This is a genomic window from Actinoplanes sp. CA-131856, assembly GCF_050956135.1.
Taxonomy (GTDB): Bacteria; Actinomycetota; Actinomycetes; order Mycobacteriales; family Micromonosporaceae; genus Actinoplanes.
The window spans coordinates 2540169-2557197 of sequence record NZ_CP191849.1; the positions used below are offsets into that span (position 1 = coordinate 2540169).

A 17029-nucleotide genomic window follows, 5' to 3' on the forward strand; every position below is an offset into this window, starting at 1 on the left:
GCCCCGGTAAACGGAACGTGCAAGCTACCTTCAAAGCAATCCCGGCGACAGCGTCTCTCGGACTACCTGAGCCTGCTGCGGCCCGAGGCCGCCGAGCGACGAGGAGCGGGAGGCTCTCAGCAGCCCGAACCGAGCGAACTGATCTGGTAATGGATGGCCAGGGGTGGGGCCGCCCGTTGCCGTCAGTTCCGGACCACGCCGATCACGGTGGTCAGTGGCAGCGTGCCGTTGTGGGCGGAGTCGTTGGCCAGCCCCCGGTTGTCGCCGAGCAGGAAGAGATGTCCGGCCGGCACCGTGAGCGGGTCGAAGGTGACCGGTGGCTCACCGTTCGCGGCGAGGTACGGCTCGTGCAGAGCGGCGCCGTTGCGCAGCACCCGGCCCGCCGTGTCGCAGCAGCCGACGGTGTCGCCGGGCACCGCGATCACCCGGTAGATCCGGGGCGGGTCGCCCGGCGAGGAACCCCAGCTGCTGGGCGCGTCGAACACCACCAGGTCGCCCGCGTGCGGCCGGTACCGGCCGGGCTCGACCATGTCGGCGGTGACGAGGTCACCCTCCTCCAACGTCGGCTTCATCGAGGCCGAGCTCATCCGATAGTTCTTCCGGTCGTCGAGACCGCACGAGCCGGCGGTCACCAGCGCCACGGCCAGCACGGCGGCCAGGGAGATCGATCGCACGAGCCGATCGTCGCATCCCCGGCCGCGACCGGAGGTGCCGCGGCCGCGCGGCGTTCTGCCGGCGATTTCCGTTACTGCCTTGGCGTGGAAAATCTGGCCGCCGTACGGAATGTCTTCTGCCGCCACGTCCGCGCCGGCCCTCAGTCGGCTGATGTCGACGGTGATGTCGAAGAGCGCCCTCAAGTCATTGGCGATCGTCGATTGACAGTTGAGAGTCCCGGGTGCACGCTAAATGTCATACGACGCGTGTCCGCCGGTGCGCGACACGGCCGTGCCCGTGCGGGTGAGGACAGGGCAGATCACCCGTACGTCTCAACGGCGTTCGGCGCCGGGCGACCACCGCGGGCTCGGCCGGCATCCCCGGTCTTTCCCCCTTGGGCTGTGCGCGGTGGCACCTCCGGCGCGGAGCCCAGCGTGCTCCAGGAGTAACGACTATGAAGATCAAACGACGTTTGTCGTACGCCCTGACCGCCCTTCTGGTTGTGGCCGGTCTCGCCGTCTCGGCGCCCCATGTGGCGTTCGCGGCCTCGCTGACCGAGGTGAGCAGCTTCGGCAGCAACCCGGGCGGCATGCGTATGCACATCTATGTGCCGGACTCCCGCCCGGCCAACCCGGCGATCGTGGTCGCCATGCACGGCTGCGGCGGCTCCGGGCCCGGCTTCTACTCCGGCAGTGAGTTCGCCTCGCTGGCCGACCGGTACGGGTTCCTCGTGATCTACCCGTCGGCCATGCAGGAGGCCGGCTTCGGCAAGTGCTTCGACACGTGGTCGGCGGCGTCCAAACAGCGCAACGGCGGCAGCGATCCGGTCTCGATCGCCTCGATGGTGGCCTACGCCGGTCAGCGTTACGGCGGCGACCAGAACCGGGTGTACGCCACCGGCAGTTCCTCCGGCGGCATGATGACCCAGCACATGCTCGCCCTCTACCCCGACCTGTTCAAGGCCGGCGCCTCCTTCATGGGCGTGCCGTTCAACTGCTTCGCCAGCGCGGCCGACTACCCGCCGGGCGGCCAGTGCACGGGCGGCAGCATGAACCGCACACCTCAGCAGTGGGGTGACGCCGTCCGCCAGGCGAACCCCGGTTTCAGCGGTGCCCGCCCCCGGATCCAACTCTGGCACGGCACCAGCGACACCCTCGTGCCGTACTCGCTGCTGCAGGAATCGGTCGAGCAGTGGACCAATGTCTTCGGGCTGAGCACGACTCCCACATCCAGCGACACTCCGCAGCCGGGCTGGAACCGCCGCCGCTGGGCTGACGCGACGGGCACGGCGCAGATCGAGGCGTACAGCATCCAGGGCGCCGGGCACTCCCTGCCCAGCAGCGGGATGGCTGCCGCCGCCGTCGCCTTCTTCGGCCTGACCACGCCCACCACGCCCCCACCCACCACGCCCCCGGCGACCTCGGCGTGCCGGGTCACCGCCGTGGTCAACGCCTGGAACAACGGGCTGACCGCGAACCTCACCATCACCAACACCGGCAACGCCGCGATCAACGGCTGGCAGCTCGCCTTCGACCTGCCCTCGGGCCAGACCATCACCGGCGGCTGGAGCGCCTCGTACGCACCGGCCTCGGGACGGGTCACGGCGGCCAACGTCGGCTACAACAGCAGCCTGGCGCCCGGCGCGTCGACCACTGTCGGTTTCCAAGCCACCCACTCCGGCAACAACGGCGCCCCCACCGCGTACGCGCTCAACGGCTCCGCCTGCACCACCGGCTGACGTAGCGGTCAGCACTCGAAAACCCCGTACGGGCATGGGAAGATCTTCGGCAGTCGTCAGTCCCGACTCTGCCGGAGCCGTCGCGTGACCAGCCCGTACGACATCGACGAGATCTTCCCGGACGACGCGGCGGGTGCGGTGCGCCTGCCGCGCCGCCAGGCCGGCAATTCGCCGCAGGATCTGACGGTGACCCTGCTGGCCGACTACACCCTGCGCACCCGGTCCGAACTGCCGTCGGCCGCCATCGTGGCCCTGCTCGCCGAGGCCGGCGTGAGCCCGGCCGGGGCCCGTACCGCCATCAGCCGGCTCGCCCGTCGCGGGGTGCTGCAAGTACGGCGGCAGGGGCGGCGGAGCGCCTACCGGCTCACCCCCGGGGCGGCCGAGTTCCTCACCGTCGGCGGCAGCTGGATCGCCTCGGCGGCCGCCGGCGCCGAACCGTGGGACGAGCACTGGACGCTGATCGCGTTTTCGCTGCCCCAGGCGGAACGGGCCCAGCGGCTGGAACTCCGCAACAGGCTGCGCTGGATGGGGTACGCCCCGCTGTACGACGGCCTGTGGATCTCGCCGCACGATCTGACGGAGAAGGCCAGGGCGAAGTTCGGCCTCATCGCTCCCGGCGCCGTGACGGTGTTCCGCGCCCGGCACGTCGAGCTCGGCGCCGGCCTCCACCGAAATCCCGTTGAGGCGTGGGACATCGCCGCCATCGCCCGCGAGTACGAGAAATTCCTCGAACGTTGGCGCCACGTGCCGGCCCGGATCGCCACCGAGCAGCCGAACGGGGCCGAGGCGGTGCGCTTCCGTACGGAGGTGATGGACACCTATCGGCGCCTGCCCGTTCTCGACCCGCGCCTGCCCCTTCCCCTGCTACCGGCGGGGTGGCTGCGGCAACCCGCCCGGGATCTGTTCGTCGCCGTCTACGACGGCCTGGCCGGCACAGCGCAGGAGCACGTCCGTGCCGTAGCGGCTGGCGTCGCCGACGGGCCGGTCACCGGCATCCGGGCGCACACCGTCGACGACCTGTCCGCCGGCCTGCCGTTCGACCCGGCCGCCGACCGCACCCGGGCCCGGCGGGCCGCCCGGCCGGGAGATGCCAAGGGTCGCTCGACCCGAACGGCCTGACGCCGGCTGGATCCTCCGGATGGCCCCATGGGCGGCCTCCTAGCCTGGGTTGCAGACGAATGAGATCTCCACGTAGTCCAGCTGCCCGGCCGTGAGATCTTGCATCTCCTGTGAGCTCAGGCCCGTGGCGAACTGCTCTTTCCCGCGTCGCAACTTCTTGACCAGCGCGACGCAGTCGCGGTCCCCGGACCGGGCTGAGCCATAGATGACCCACTCGAAGGCAGGCGTGTCCGGGAACCCCTCGAGCGGCGGCCCGGGCGACCATCCGGTGACGGACACGGCGGTCTCGAGGTTCACGCCGGACGGCCCCACGAAGGAGACCTCCGACGTGTTCCCCTTCGCGTAGTCCGCCGCCCGGCGGTAGCCGTCGACCTTCACCTCGTCCACCAGGTCGCGGCTGGCCCTGGCGTCCGGCGAACCACAGCCGGCCGCCAGGAGAAGCCCGGCCAGGACTACAGACCCGGCGGCCGTCAGGCGTCGCAGCGTCACGCGCATCCACAGTCCCGCTTCGGTTCGTAGTACTCCTCGTGGAAGTTGATGTAAACCCGGGCCCGCGTCAGCTGAGTCTTGAAGATCTCGTTGTTCTTGCGGCTTTCGTCACCCATGGAGTACTGCCCGGTCGCCACCAGGTTCATGTTGTCCACCCCGGCCCGGTAACCCATTCTGGCCAGCTCGATCCGCGTGTAGTCCGAACGATAGTCCTGCCCGTCGGGCAGTGCGTCGTCGAGGTCCTTGAGCCGGTAGGCCATGGCATCGATGTTCAGGATCTTGTCGGACACCAACTCTGTCCACTCGCGGCCGGCTAGCTCGGGGCGCGATTCCCCTGATTCGGGTGACACTGTCTCCTCGAAGGTCTTCCGGTCGAAGTTCGCGGTGCCGATCGACGCGTCGTTCCCCTGTCCGGGGATCACGGGGTTGCCCGCCTGCATGGCCTGCATCACCCTGCAACCCGTCCAGCCGGCGATCTCCGTGCAACGATGCGCCTCCATCATGTAGTTCGCCAGGAGGAATTCCGGGTCCACGCCGGTCTTCTTGGCCATGTCCATGATGTGCGGCACGTACTGCTCGAAGTCGCCGCCGCCGTAGGCCGGCGGATCCCACGTCGGGCCGCCCCCGCCCCCCGCCTGGATGGGATAGAAACCCGGGATCTTCTGCTTGGGCTTGACCGGGTTTGAACCGCCGCCGCCGTTGTCCTTCTTCTTCTCGGGGGCCACGTACCCGTTGCATTTGCCGCCGTTGCCCGCGGCGCAGCCCGTCCGGTCATTGTCGACCCGCAAACCGCTCGGGTCCGAGTTGGTGATCGGGTTGTCGCCGGCGTAGGTGTAACCGCCGAGCTGCGCGGGGTCGGTGGTGACCAGCAGCGGGTCGGGGCTGATGAACCGGCCCAGGGCGGGGTCGTACTTGCGGGCGCCGACATCGGTGTAGCCGGTGGCCCGGTTCTTCGGCGCGCCGAGGTAGCCATGGGTGAGGTCCGGCCACAGGGCCGGGTTGGCGGTGGCCCGGTCCTCGCCGTACGGCTTGAACTGCTGGCGGGACACCTCCTGGGTGGTGGTGTCGATCGCCAGGCTCCCGGTGCCGTGCGGGTCGGAGAACAGGTAGTGGGTGCCGCCGCCCGGAAGTGTCGACCGCACCGCGACCTTGCCCACGCTGCCGTGGGTATAGGTGCGGGCCGCGCCGAGCATGACCGCGGGATTGGCCGCGGTGTCGATGACGATCTCGGTGTCGCCGACGAAAAGGCTGGTCCGGCCCGGGTCACGCCGGATCAGCTGGCCGCCGTCGGCGTCGTACAGGTATTTCGTCGTTCCGGCCTTGGCCCCGACCGTGGTGACCTGAGACAGATGCCCCTCGTTGTCCCACTTCAGCGTCTGGTTGTTCCCGCTGGTCGCGGTCCGCGTGAGCAGGTTGCCGGTGCTGTCGTAGACGAACTTGGTCGGGTCGGCGCCACCCGTGGTCTCGGTCAGGGTATGCGGCTGAGCGCCGCCGGTCTTGCCATGGGAGTAACCGGTGATCGCGGCGGCGCCACCGGTCACCGAGTGCTCGGTCGACTTCTCCCGGCTGCCGATCGCGTTGTAGCCGAACGTCTGCCAGTAGGCGCCGGCCCCGGCCGCGAGCTCCGCCGCGGCGGGTTGTTTCACCGTTGCCGCGGGGCAGGCGCCGGCCGCGGTCCACGCGTCGACCAGGCGAGCCAGCGTGTCGTAGCGGTAGCACTGCGCGTCGGTGACGATGTTGCCCGTCTCGGACTGCTTGTTGACGACCGACAGCGGGTTGCCCGCGTCGTCGTACGTGTAGTTGGTCTCGTCGATCATCGGGCCGATGCCCTGCGTACGGTGGATCGACCGGGACGCGAGCCGCCGAGTGTGTGCCTCGTAGCCGTAGAGCGCTTGCACCTCGTTCGTGGAGGCGCCCATGGTCAGCCGTGAGGGCTGGCCGAAGTCGGTGTAGATGGTCCCGGAGACGTACAGGTCGATGCCGGACGTCTTGGTCGGCGTGCCGAGCTGGTTGTGCGAGTAGGTGATGGTCTCCCCGGGCAGCGTGCCGACCTGGGGGTCTTCCTGCGACGTCTGGTATTCGGTGTTCGGGCTGTAGGTGCGCTTCGTCGTGTACGAGACCGGCAGCGGCCGCTCGGCGGAAGGCAGCGTGACGGTCTGTCCGAGCGGGTTGCCCAGGATGGTGTACCCGGTGGTGGCGACCGTGTAAGCGCCGGTGACCCCGTTGACGTAGCGGCTGGAGGAGGTGAGCTTGCCGATCCGCAGGGTGTCGTAGGTCCACGAGGCGAACTTGAAGTTGCTCGCCGTCTTGTCGACCGCGGTCAGCTTGCGCCCGAGCAGGTCGTAGCTGTAGGTCAGCTGGATGCCGCGGGCGTCCTTCGTGCCGGTGATGTTGCCGGCGTCGTCGTAGCTGCTGTAGCTGGTGCCGGTGTCCGGGTCCTCGTGCACGGTCTTGCGGCCGAGCAGGTCGAAGGTGTCCCGCCACACGGCACTGTCCGGGCCGATGACGGCCGACTGCTGACCGGCCGCGTTGTACTCGTACTTGGTGCTGTTGCCCGCCCCGCCCGTCGCGGTGAATCCGCCGGCCGCGCTGCCGCTCAGCGTGGGCGCGGTGGTGTGCTGCACGAGTTCGGTGAGCTGACCCCGCGCGTTGGTCAGCTTCGTGGTGGCGATCCCCCCGGCCGGCGGGACGACGGTCGTCCTGTCACCGGCGTTGGCCGTCCGGGTGTACCAGGTCGCGACGGCTCTGTGGTGCTCCGTGGTCTGGGTGACCTGACCCATCGCGTCGTAGTCGGTGACCGTGGTGGACGGGAACGACACCTGCGACAACTGGTCGGTGAGCAACCGGTCGACCGGGTCGCCGGCCACCGCGTACGAGTTGTTGGTCAGCACGGTCCGGCCGTGCGAGTCGTACTGCGTGTCCGTGACGACGCTGGTGCCGTTCTCACCGGTCGCCTGGGTCTCCAGGGGGCGGAGCATGGCGTCGTGCAGGACCTTGGTCACTCCGTACACCGGTGTCGTACTGGCCGTCTCGTTGTCCAGCAGCTTCTTGGTGGTCACCACGCTCGGGCCGGTCGTGGCCGGCTTGTACGTGTAGATCATGTTGGCGGGCGCCCCCGCGGCCTTGCTCTTGTTCGGCAACCACACCGAGGTCGTCCGGCCCAGGGCGTCGTACGTGATCGAGGTCAGCTGGCCGGCCTCGTCGGTTGTGGCGATCGGCAACTGCCGGGCCGGGTCCATCGTTACGGTGGACAGCTGGCAGTCCTTGCTGGACGCCGTGACCGTCTCGCAGTTCACACCCGCCCTGACCGGCTTGATCGTCGTTACCGTGCTGGGCAACGCGCCGCTGGCGGGTGTCATCTTGGTGATGACCTTCTGCGCCAGGCTCGTGCCGTCGGGTGCCAGCGAGTCCGGCGTACGCGTCGCCGAGGTGGCCCGGCCATAGCTGTCGTACGTCGTCACGGCCGTGGTCAGGAACGTGCCGGGCGCCGACGCCTTCTGGACGCGGGTGGCGTTTCCTCGCGAGGGTCGCGGCGGGGTGGCCTGCCCGTCGCCGTTGTAGCCGAAGTCCAGCCCGTCGAAGGAGGTGCGCTCGTCGGACAGGAGCGTGCCGCCCGGTGTCGCGTTGGCAGCGGTGCAGTCCTGGTCGGTGGTGATCACCTCGGCCGGCAGCACCAGCGGCGCGGTCTTGCCGCCGGGCAAGGACATGCTGCTGCTGAGGTAGCGGGTGAAGGTGCACTTGGCGACGTTGCCCGCGCGCCCGGTCTCGCCACGGTCGGCGGTCTGGACCGGCTTTCCGGTCGTGCTCCGGCCCGCGGTGGTGTCGTAGAAGGTCGCGGTTTCCGTCTTGCGCCAGCCGTACGACACCTTCTTGCGCACCAGGCTTCGCGCCGTCCCGATCATGGACGCCTTCAGCGCCGGGAGGCCCTCCCGGGCCCGCGACGCGGTGGTCACGATGACCGTCGGCACGGTGACGGTGGCCGAATCGATCGTGTCGTCGGCCGCGGCACCGGTATAGGTGATCTGCTCGAAGGTCTGTCCGGTGTACTCGGGCTTGTCGGCCACGGTCACCGCGCCGTCGCTGCTCCGCAGATCGGGAACGTCGCGGGTCTTGCCGTCCGGCATGGTGTCGCCCTCCATGCCCAGGAAGTAGAAGGTCTTGCTCAGCGTCTTCTGGTCGTGAACCTCCTGCTGGTTCGTGTAGTGGAAGACGCTCGGATCGCCGGTGCTCACCTCGACCTCGGGGTAGCCGCGGAACTGTCCCCACGTCCGGTTCTTCTTCTCGGTCACTTCGTTGTCGTCGTAGTGCCAGCCGGGTTTTCCCTTGTACGCGTACCGGGTGACGATCTTCGGCTGAGAACCGTCCTGCATGTGGTTACCGGCGTTGTCGTACGTGGTCACCGACGTGACGGGGTGGGTGTAGAACCAGTCCATCAGCGGTTCGGGCTGGTATTCCGGCGCCCAGTAGACCGGGAAGCATCCGGTGGTGTTTGTCGACGCGAAGGCCTGTGCGGCCTTGTCCAGCGTCTTGTCCCCCGAGGGGTTCGCCGGCGGCAGGCCGTCGCACTTCGGCGTGGAGTACTCGACGACCGTCTCGGCGCCGGTCTCCGACGTCACCGTGCGGATGCGGTTGTAGTACATCTTGGGCAAGCCGGGCAGCACCCCGACCCGGTTCGCGTATTGGATCGGGTAGAACGACACCGTGCCGCCGGCCTCGTTCGCGGCAGCGCCACCGAGCCTGTCCAAGCCGGTCCGGGTGACCGACTGCAGCCACAGCGTGGGCGCGTGATCGCCGTTGTCCGGCAGGGAGTGGTTCAGGTTGTAGCGGTCGACCTCTTTCACCGCGCCACCCACACGCACCCGCGTGAGGATCGACGTCAGCCTCTTGCGGGACCAGAAACTCGGCGAGTGGTTGGTGCAGTCCTCGCCCGACTCGCAGTTGAGGTCGACCGGCACGTCCGGCCAGTACTCGGGATGCGAGACGGTGAACTGGTCGTCGTCGCAGGTGTTGCCGGTCGGCTGACCGGGGAAGCACCGCTCTTCGGTGGTGAAGATGATCTGCTCGGGCGCGGGCGCCGAGTAGACCGTCGAGGCAGTCATGCCGTAGTCGACGCGCTCGAGGGTGGTGGCCCGGTCGTAGGCCACCGCGGTGTCCTTCATGTTCGCGCCGTAGTAACCCACTTCGGGCGCGTTGTAGTAGTAGGCCATCGCGTTGCCGTTGCGGTCGACCACGTAGTCGAGGTTGAACCGGTAGCCCAGCTTGCAGGCCGTGTCGGCGAACGAGCCGTCCGGGCAGGTGCTGAACGCCTCGTGGCTCTTGTAGACCGGGACCGTCTGCACCGAGTTGGTCTCCTCGGCGCCGTCCGACCAGCCGGGCAGCCGGTTCAGACCGAAGTAGTACTGCATTCCGTTCTGGGTGACCCGGAAGTACTCCTTGTTCTTCGTACGGTTCGTGGCGTCGAAGAGGTTGTCGATCTGGGTCGTGGAGCTGTCGTTCTGCGGGTGGAACGTCTTGGTCTTGTCGTCGTAGACGATCGTCGTTGACGCGCCGTTCAGCGACAACGTCAGAATCTGACCGGACCAGCACAGGTCACCGGAGTGCTCGGGCGCTCCCGAGTCGTCCAGGTCGTCGCAGTTGCGGTAGGTGCGCTCGACGAAGTTTTCCCCCATCGACCAGCCGTCACCGACCCACGACGACTGGCTGTTCGTCCCGACCGTCCGCGCGTCCTGCTTCGCCGAGCTGTAGGCCAGATCGACGCTGGGAGCGAGGTTGCCGATCGCCGGGGGGACGGCGATCGGGTAGCTGTAGGTGAACCCGCCCGTGTTGCCGCTGGTCGACCACGTGCCGCCCGGCGACAAACTGGTCGCGGCGTAGTCACCGCTGCCCGACGCCGCGGCGAGCACCGTCAGGCCCGAAACACTCACGTCGGCGGAAAGCGGCGTGGTCGGCGCGGTCTTGACCGGAGTCTGCGTCCGGCACTCGGCGCGCGAGGGGGTGGTCAGCGCACACGCGGGCAACTGCACCAGGCGCAGCCGGGAGGCGTAGCCGCCACCGAAGGCGTTCGCGAAGGTCGAGGGGTCCACGTCGACCCGCACCGCGCCGGCGCCGGCCTCGGGCGTGATCGAGAACAGGACGCCCCGTACGCCCGCGGCGGCCGCCGTCGTGGGGTCGGTGGTCTTCAGCCGTACGCGATTCGGCGCGGCGCCTGTCGCTGCGCGTCCGACTTTGATCGGTGACGTCAAGGCGGCGCTCTTGGCCGAGGCCGACAGCTCAACCGTCGAGGTCTGCGCCCCCGGCAGTGCCGCGCGCTGTGACGGATCGAACTGAGCGACCTTGCGGCGAGCCCGGATCGTCGCCTGCTTCTTCGCCTCGCCCAGCTTGACCCGCTCGAGCTTCGGCGGCTCGGGCACGCTCGGCCCCGCGAGCGCGGGCTGGCCGGCCACCACATTCGCCAGCGCCGGCGCCGTCAGAACCAGTGCCGCGGCGACGATCGCGCGTCGCCACCGTCCCACGCCTCGACCGTTCTTGGACAGCATGATGCCGCAGACCTCCCCCGTGAAGCCGGTCGATCTTGGCCCGGCGGCACACACGTTAGGGTGATCGCGTCGCTGCTGTCCGCAACGAATCCCCTTCGTTACCTAACAGAGATGATCTTAAGTATTTAGATGAGATTCGGAGCGCGGGCGGGCGAGGCGGGGTCGAGAAGTCGTGATTGGACGATCACAATGTGCGCCGCGATCTTGTGCCTCGATCGGTCCGGGTGCTCCTGGCGGCACCTGCCGGTTGACTCCGGCCGGCGCCGCTAACCATTACAGTCGGATTCGTGAGCGCAGATCAGGGTCTTGTCCGGGTGTCCGATTCGTTTGGCGTACGCCGTACCCGAGCCGGATCGATCCTCGCCGACGACGGGGCAAACTACCAGGTCAAGTGGGATGACACCGGTGAGGAAGAGCTTGTCCCACGGGCCGCCGGCGTTCACGTCGCGACGAGGGGTTCGCTGCGTTTCCTGGCCCTGTCCGACTCCCGGCTGTTCCACGCCGTCTTCGCCCAAGAGCCGCTCGCGGTGGTTCTCCGCCTGCTGGCCGAGTCGTCGGTCCCGCTGAACGTACGAGAGATCCGGGAGCGTCTGGCCGAGCTCGGTCTCCGGAACGAGACCTGGGCCCGGCACGGGCCCCGCGCGCTGGCGGTTCTGCCCAAGTGGCCAAATGTCGTCCGGCGGCAGAAGGGCGACACTCTGGCCTACGCCTGGGTGGGGGACGACCTTCCCGAGCTCCCGGCGGACGCCGAGCCCGAACCGGAGCCAGCACCCGCGCCCACACCCGCGCCTGTGTCGAAGCCCGCGCCTTCTCCGGCCAAGCCGGTCGCGGCTGCGACACCGGCCGAACCGGCGGTGCCTTCCGCCGAGCGCCTTCGGCGTCAGATGAGCGCCGCGCGGAGCCTCGGCGAGGTCGCTCGCCTGCTCACGCTCCCGAGAGAGTTCGTGGCCGAGTTGTCCCCGGAGGTGGTGGCCGCCGCGCTCCGCCGGGTCGCCGCCGAGGATCGGCTGGTCGCGGGCTGGCTCGACGCCCTGACCGCCTCCGGGCCGATCGGTGCGCTGACCGAGGAACTGGCGACGGCCCGGGCGGCGAACGCCGCACTCCAGAGCCGGGTCGATGAGCTGGAGGAGTGGTGGACCGCCCTCGAGGAGAGCACCGATCCGGGCGCCGCAATCCGTCAGCCGGGTAGCTGACGATCGATCCGTCTGTCCGTCTTCGGCGGTCGTGCAGCGCCGCCGTTTGTCGCGTGGTGGCCTGTCAGTCGTGCATGGCGGCGTCGGCGGTCTCGGAGTGTTTGGGGATGAGCAGGGCCAGCAGTGCGCCCAGGACGGCGGCGCCGGCGCAGACGGCGAACAGGACGCGGTAGGCGGTCAGTGAGGCCAGCTCGTGGCCGCCCAGGTTGATGGTGATGCCGGCCAGGATGGCGCCGCCGATGGCGCTGGCCAGGGAGCTGCCGACGGAGCGGAACAGGGTGTTGAGGCCGTTGGCGGCGGCCAGTTCGGAGCGCGGGGTGGCGTGGATGATCAGGCCGGGCATGGCCGCGTAGGCGATGCCGGTACCGATGCCGGCGATGCTCGCGCCGACGACGATCTGCCAGATGGCGCCGGTGAGCCAGATGCGGGACAGGAAGCCGGCGGCGATGATCAGCGCGCCGACGATCAGCGCGGTGCGCGGCTGCAGCCTGGCCGAGACCGGCGAGAAGACCAGCATGCCGATGCCGCCGGGCAGCATGCACAGGCCGCCGACCAGGACCGAGGCGCCGAAACCGTAGCCGGTGGCTTCGGGCGCCTGCACGTACGACGCGGTGCCGATCAGGGTGGCGAACAGCGCGAAGCCCACGCACAACGAGGCGATGTTGGTCAGCAGCAGGGCGGGGCGGGCGGTGGTGCGTACGTCGACCAGTGGCGACTTGATGCGCAGCTCGGCCAGGACGAACACGACCAGCAGGACGACCGCGGCCACGAGCAGGCCGATGGTGCGGCCGCTGGTCCAGCCCCACGAGTCACCCTGCGACAGGGGCAGGAGCAGGCTGAGGATCGCCGCGCCGAGCAGTACGGTGCCGGGGATGTCGAAGGTGCCCTTGGCGCTGCGGGCCGGTTCGGGCACGAGCAGTCGTACGGCGGGCAGCACCAGCACGCCGCCGATCACGCAGATCCAGAACAACCAGTGGTAGTCGGCGTACTGGGCGATCAGGCCCGCGAGGGGCAGGCCGAGGGCGCCGCCGACGCCGAGCATGGCGCTGACCAGGGCGATGCCGGAGCGGGCGCGCTCGGGCGGCAGGGCGACGCCGACCAGGCTGATGCCGAGCGGGACGGCGGCCGAGGAGAGGCCGACGACGGCGCGGCCGATGATCATCCAGGTCACGTTGTCGGCGAAGCCGCAGATCGCGGAGCCGACGACCAGGGCGCTGAGCGCGATCAGCAGCATCCGGCGGGTGCCGAAAAGGTCACCGAGCCGTCCGTACGCGGGGACGGCCACCGCCGACACCAGGAGGGTGGAGGTGAGGATCCAGGCCACGCCGGAGGCGCTGGTGTTCAGGTCGACGGCGAGTTCGGACAGCACCGGGACCAGCAGGGACTGGGTGAGCGAGACCAGCAGCGCGCCGACGCCGATGACCAGCATGACGGTGAGCTGTTTTCTGGTCCATTTCTGCCCGGCTGCGGCCTGGGGCGGCGCTGCCACTTCGGCGGTCTGGGACATGTGGGAACTCCAAGCCTATGGTTGGTGGCAGAATGTGCCACGAGGCAGAGAGTGCCACGGACAGGTTGCGATCATGTGTATCGGTGCCGCCGTTGAGAGCGGCATCACATAAGTGAGGAGAGTTCCCCATTTCTGGCTTGCGAGACCGTAAGCGCGAGGAGAACCGCGCGATGACCGCCGAAACGGCGTGGCGGCTGTTCATCGAGCGCGGCTACGACAACGTGACCGTCGCCGACATCTGCGCGGCGGCCGACATCGCTCCGCGCACCTTCCACCGCTACTTCGCCGGCAAGGAGGACGTGGTCGCCGAACCGCTGCGCCGCATGGCCAAACTGGTGGAGGGCCACATCGCCGAGGCACCGGCGGAGAAGTCCGACGTCGAGGTGCTCCGCGGCGCCCTGATGGCCCTCGGCCGGTACGCGGTCGAGCACCGCGACCTGCTCCGGGCGCTGCGCACGGTCTCGCAGCGCTCGCACGTCCTGCGGGCCGCGTCCGTCGCGCCGCCCGAGCAGGAGCAGTCGGTCGTCGCGCTGGTCGCGGCCCGCCACCCCGGCGCCGACCCGGGCGGCTGGGAGCTTCGGCTGCTCGTCGGATGCGCGGTGACCGCTTACCGCGTCTGGTACGACGACTATCTCGGTGGCCGGCCCAGCCAGCCCATCGCCTATCTGGAGCGCATCCTCGACCGCGTCCTCTCCGCACTCCACACCGACGAGCGGGTCTGAACTACAGGAACTCGCTGCGGTAGACCGGGGCCAGTTCGCCCGCGCGCCGGCGGCGCTCGGCGAGCTCGTCGGGCGACAGGGCCGGCGGCGGAGCGTCCGGGCCGGCGATGACGTCGCCGATGCGCGTGAAGTACTCGTCCTGGCCGGCCGGGGTGCACATGCAGAGCATGCGGGCCGGTGCGCCGGAGACGTTGCGGAAGTTGTGGGGCGCGTTGGCCGGGATGTTGACGGTGGAGCCGGCCCGGACGGTGTGCTTCTCGCCGCGGAAGGTGAACTCGATCTCGCCCTCGAGGATCGTGAACATCTCCTCGAAGTCGTGCCGGTGCGGGGGCGGGCCGCCGCCGTCCGGGACGCGCATGTCGATGAGGCAGTACTGCCCGTTGGTCTGCTCGCCGGTGATCAGCATGGCGTAGGTGTTGCCGACCAGCGAGATGTAGGTGGTGGCGGGGTCGTCCGGGTTCGCCACCGTCAGGGACCGGGACGCGTCGTCGTCGGGAATCATCAGCAGTTACTTCCTCTCCTGTTGCCCTGTAGCCCGCCCAGCGTGGCAGGAACGAGGAATCCGGAGAATGTCACCGTTATCCACGGACTGATCGTCCCTGGATGCCGCTCGGTCCATCACCTCGAAGGGCCGCCCTGGTCAGGCGATCAGGCCCAGGCCGCCGTCGGCGGCGATGGCCTGGCCGTTGATATAGCCAGCCTGCTCACTGGCCAGGCAGGGATCGCCTTCGGCATCTACCTGCCCGTCGACCAGGCCCTGTTCATCGACGTGCTGCCGGACAAGACGGCCGCCGGCCGCGACCTCGGCGTCGCCGCGCTGGCCAGCAACCTCGGGCAGGCCCTCGGGCCGTTCCTGGCCGGGCAGGTCGTCGTCCTCACCGGCGGCTACCGCGGGGTCTGGGCCGTCGCCCTCGTCCTGACCGCAGTCGCCGCGCTCTCCATCCTCCGCGTCCGTAACGCCCGCTGAACAGAACCAACCGCAGGACCGCCCGGATGATCACCGCCGATGCGCCGGCTTGTCGCTGTGCCGGATGCCGCTGGGCGCGAACGACTTCTCCCGCGACTGGTACTCCTACGACGAGACGCCCGGAAGCCCGATCAGCGCCTCCCCGACGAGCTCCTCGTTGACGAACGGCCCGTACACCTCGGCGGTGTCGAAGAAGGTTACGCCCCGGTCGACGGCCGCGCGCAGCAGGGCGATGTTGGCGTCGCGGCCGGGGCCGGGCCCGTAGCTCTGGCTCATGCCCATGGCCCCGAAGCCGATCGCCGAGACGTGCAGGTCCCGGCCGAGAGTGCGGGTTTCCACAACGGACTCCTTCTACAGGGTGATCTCGTCGAGCGCGCGCAATGCGTTCAGCGTGCGCGGGTAGCCGACGAAGGGCAGCAGCTGGGTGATGACGGCGAGCATCGTGGCGCGGTCGTTGCCGACGTTGAGGTTTCCCCGTACGTGACCTTTGACCTGCGGGTCGGCGCCGCCCAGCGAGATGAGCATGGCCAGGGTGAGCAGCTCGCGGGTCTTGAGGTCGAGACCGCCGCGGGTGTAGTGGTCGCCGAAGCAGTTGGCCGACAGCAGCCGCTGGATGTGCTGCTCGTCGGCGGGCGCGCTCGCGTACATGGCGTCGACGGCGTCGGCCCCGACGATCTGTTTCTGTACGGCAAGACCCTTCTCCGCCCGGGTGGAAGGGGTGGTGGTCGACTGCCCGGGCAGCGGCAGTTCGACGCCGCGTTCGGTGAGGACCTCGTTGGTGGTGTGCAGGAAGTCGAAGACCTTGCCCATGCCCGCGTACGGGACGGCCTGGTACACGATCTCCTTGGCCTCGACCGGCGTGACCCCGGCGGTCAGCGCAGCACCGAGCATCACCCGGTACTCCCGCAAGGCCTGCCCGGCGATCAGGGCCGCCAGTTGCGTCATGAGCCGGATCCGCGGCTCGAGCTCGCCGTGCTGGAGCACCTCGTCGAAGGCGAAGTTGTCGAAGTACTCGATCAGCTCCGGGTCGGTCACCGCGAGCGTCGACACGTGGCCGGGAAACAGCTCGTCGTGGTTATTGCGGGCGGTGTCGCTGATAGCCATTCCCGAACGGTATAGCCGCAGTTAGCAGCCCTGGGAGGGTCTGGCGTTACCTGTCGCCCGGACGAATCCGGTGGTGGGAGGTAACACCAGAACCTCCCTCGGCCGTCGCGAACCTGCTTACCGTCGTTGGTGGCGCTTTGATAGGAGGAGATCCGATGGCTGCACGAACATGGCTGATCACGGGAGTGAGCAGCGGTTTCGGCCGTGAGTTGACGCAACAGCTACTGGCCGCCGGGAACCGGGTGGTCGGTACGGTCCGCGGCGTGGACCGGGTTGCCGACCTGAGCAAGCGATATCCGGACACCTTCACGGCGGAGAACCTCGACGTCAGCGACGCCGCGGCGGTCCGTGAACTGGTCGACCGGGCGTTCGCCGCGCAGGGGCGGATCGACGTGGTCGTCAGCAATGCCGGCTACGGATTGTTCGGGGCGGCCGAGGAGCTCTCCGACGAGCAGGTCGCGCACATCATCGCCACCAACCTCGCCGGTTCCATCCAGCTCATCCGGGCCGCTCTGCCCCATCTGCGGGCGCAGGGCGGGGGCCGGGTCATTCAGCTTTCCTCGTACGGGGGACAGGTCGCTTTCCCGGGTAACTCGCTCTACCACGCCACCAAGTGGGGCATCGAAGGCTTCTGCGAGGCCGTCGCGCAGGAGGTGGCCGGGTTCGGCATCGGCGTCACGATCGTCGAGCCGGGCGGCGCGCGCACGGAGTTCCGCTACGGTAGCGCGCAGGTCGCGACGTTGATGCCGGAGTACGACGGCAACCCGGCGCACGCGTTCGAGAAGATGCTCGACCCGGCCAACGGCCTCGCCCCGGGTGACCCGGCCCGGATGGCCGCCGCGATCATCGACAGTACGAGCCAGGAGCCGGCCCCGCTGCGCATGGTTCTCGGGTCGCAGGCGCTCGACAGCACGATCACGGTGCTGCGGCAGCGGATCGCCGGGTTCGAAGCCCAGCGCGAGCTGGCGGCCTCGACCGACTTCCCGGCGGGCGAATAAGC

13 protein-coding genes are annotated in these 17029 nt (G+C 69.2%); 6 read left to right on the forward strand and 7 right to left on the reverse strand.

Translation table 11 applies throughout. The features are described 5' to 3' along the window. Positions 1-182 precede the first annotated feature (182 nt). The gene (lepB, locus tag ACQP2X_RS12190; RefSeq protein ID WP_498696410.1) at positions 183-674 is read right to left on the reverse strand and encodes a signal peptidase I; all 492 of its coding nucleotides are present in this window, start codon (positions 672-674) and stop codon (positions 183-185) included. 434 nt (positions 675-1108) lie between these two features. Here lepB and ACQP2X_RS12195 point away from each other — a divergent pair, with 434 nt between their 5' ends. Then, the gene (locus tag ACQP2X_RS12195; RefSeq protein WP_498696412.1) at positions 1109-2392 is read left to right on the forward strand and encodes an extracellular catalytic domain type 1 short-chain-length polyhydroxyalkanoate depolymerase; all 1284 of its coding nucleotides are present in this window, start codon (positions 1109-1111) and stop codon (positions 2390-2392) included. Positions 2393-2476: 84 nt separating this feature from the next. Then, positions 2477-3511 carry a PaaX family transcriptional regulator gene (locus tag ACQP2X_RS12200; RefSeq protein ID WP_498696415.1) on the forward strand — a complete coding sequence of 345 codons (1035 nt, stop codon included), beginning with the start codon at positions 2477-2479 and terminating at the stop codon, positions 3509-3511. Between the two features lie 39 nt (positions 3512-3550). Here the strand turns inward: ACQP2X_RS12200 and ACQP2X_RS12205 are convergent, their stop codons facing one another. Together ACQP2X_RS12205 and ACQP2X_RS12210 are read right to left on the reverse strand one after the other, a co-directional pair. Then, entirely contained in the window at positions 3551-4000 is a 450-nt protein-coding gene (locus ACQP2X_RS12205; RefSeq protein WP_498696419.1) for a hypothetical protein, read from the reverse strand. Next, positions 3997-10512 (reverse strand): RHS repeat domain-containing protein, encoded by a 6516-nt coding sequence (locus ACQP2X_RS12210; RefSeq protein ID WP_498696421.1) that lies wholly within the window; start codon positions 10510-10512, stop codon positions 3997-3999. Before ACQP2X_RS12210 ends, ACQP2X_RS12205 begins: the two co-directional genes overlap by 4 nt. Positions 10513-10823: 311 nt before the next feature. Between ACQP2X_RS12210 and ACQP2X_RS12215 the strand changes: the two genes are divergently transcribed. Beyond that, a complete protein-coding gene (locus ACQP2X_RS12215; protein ID WP_498696423.1) occupies positions 10824-11729 on the forward strand; it encodes a hypothetical protein in 906 nt (301 codons plus the stop codon). A gap of 64 nt (positions 11730-11793) precedes the next feature. Here the strand turns inward: ACQP2X_RS12215 and ACQP2X_RS12220 are convergent, their stop codons facing one another. Further along, positions 11794-13236 carry an MFS transporter gene (locus ACQP2X_RS12220; RefSeq protein WP_498696425.1) on the reverse strand — a complete coding sequence of 481 codons (1443 nt, stop codon included), beginning with the start codon at positions 13234-13236 and terminating at the stop codon, positions 11794-11796. 170 nt (positions 13237-13406) lie between these two features. On the opposite strand from ACQP2X_RS12220, the gene ACQP2X_RS12225 reads away from it, so the two are divergent. Further along, on the forward strand, positions 13407-13958 hold the full coding sequence (locus ACQP2X_RS12225) for a TetR family transcriptional regulator (RefSeq protein ID WP_498696426.1): 552 nt from the start codon (positions 13407-13409) through the stop codon (positions 13956-13958). A gap of 1 nt (position 13959) precedes the next feature. Here the strand turns inward: ACQP2X_RS12225 and ACQP2X_RS12230 are convergent, their stop codons facing one another. Further along, positions 13960-14460 carry a cupin domain-containing protein gene (locus tag ACQP2X_RS12230; protein WP_498696428.1) on the reverse strand — a complete coding sequence of 167 codons (501 nt, stop codon included), beginning with the start codon at positions 14458-14460 and terminating at the stop codon, positions 13960-13962. A 42-nt stretch (positions 14461-14502) separates the two neighbouring features. On the opposite strand from ACQP2X_RS12230, the gene ACQP2X_RS12235 reads away from it, so the two are divergent. After that, a complete protein-coding gene (locus tag ACQP2X_RS12235; RefSeq protein ID WP_498696429.1) occupies positions 14503-14925 on the forward strand; it encodes a hypothetical protein in 423 nt (140 codons plus the stop codon). A 105-nt stretch (positions 14926-15030) separates the two neighbouring features. On the opposite strand, the gene ACQP2X_RS12240 is transcribed toward ACQP2X_RS12235, so the two are convergent. Further along, entirely contained in the window at positions 15031-15264 is a 234-nt protein-coding gene (locus ACQP2X_RS12240) for an aldo/keto reductase (protein ID WP_498696431.1), read from the reverse strand. A 12-nt stretch (positions 15265-15276) separates the two neighbouring features. Next, a complete protein-coding gene (locus ACQP2X_RS12245) occupies positions 15277-16029 on the reverse strand; it encodes a carboxymuconolactone decarboxylase family protein (RefSeq protein ID WP_498696433.1) in 753 nt (250 codons plus the stop codon). 155 nt (positions 16030-16184) lie between these two features. On the opposite strand from ACQP2X_RS12245, the gene ACQP2X_RS12250 reads away from it, so the two are divergent. Continuing rightward, positions 16185-17027: an SDR family oxidoreductase gene (locus tag ACQP2X_RS12250; RefSeq protein ID WP_498696435.1), complete on the forward strand. Its 843-nt coding sequence runs from the start codon at positions 16185-16187 to the stop codon at positions 17025-17027. The last annotated feature ends 2 nt before the right edge of the window (positions 17028-17029 follow it).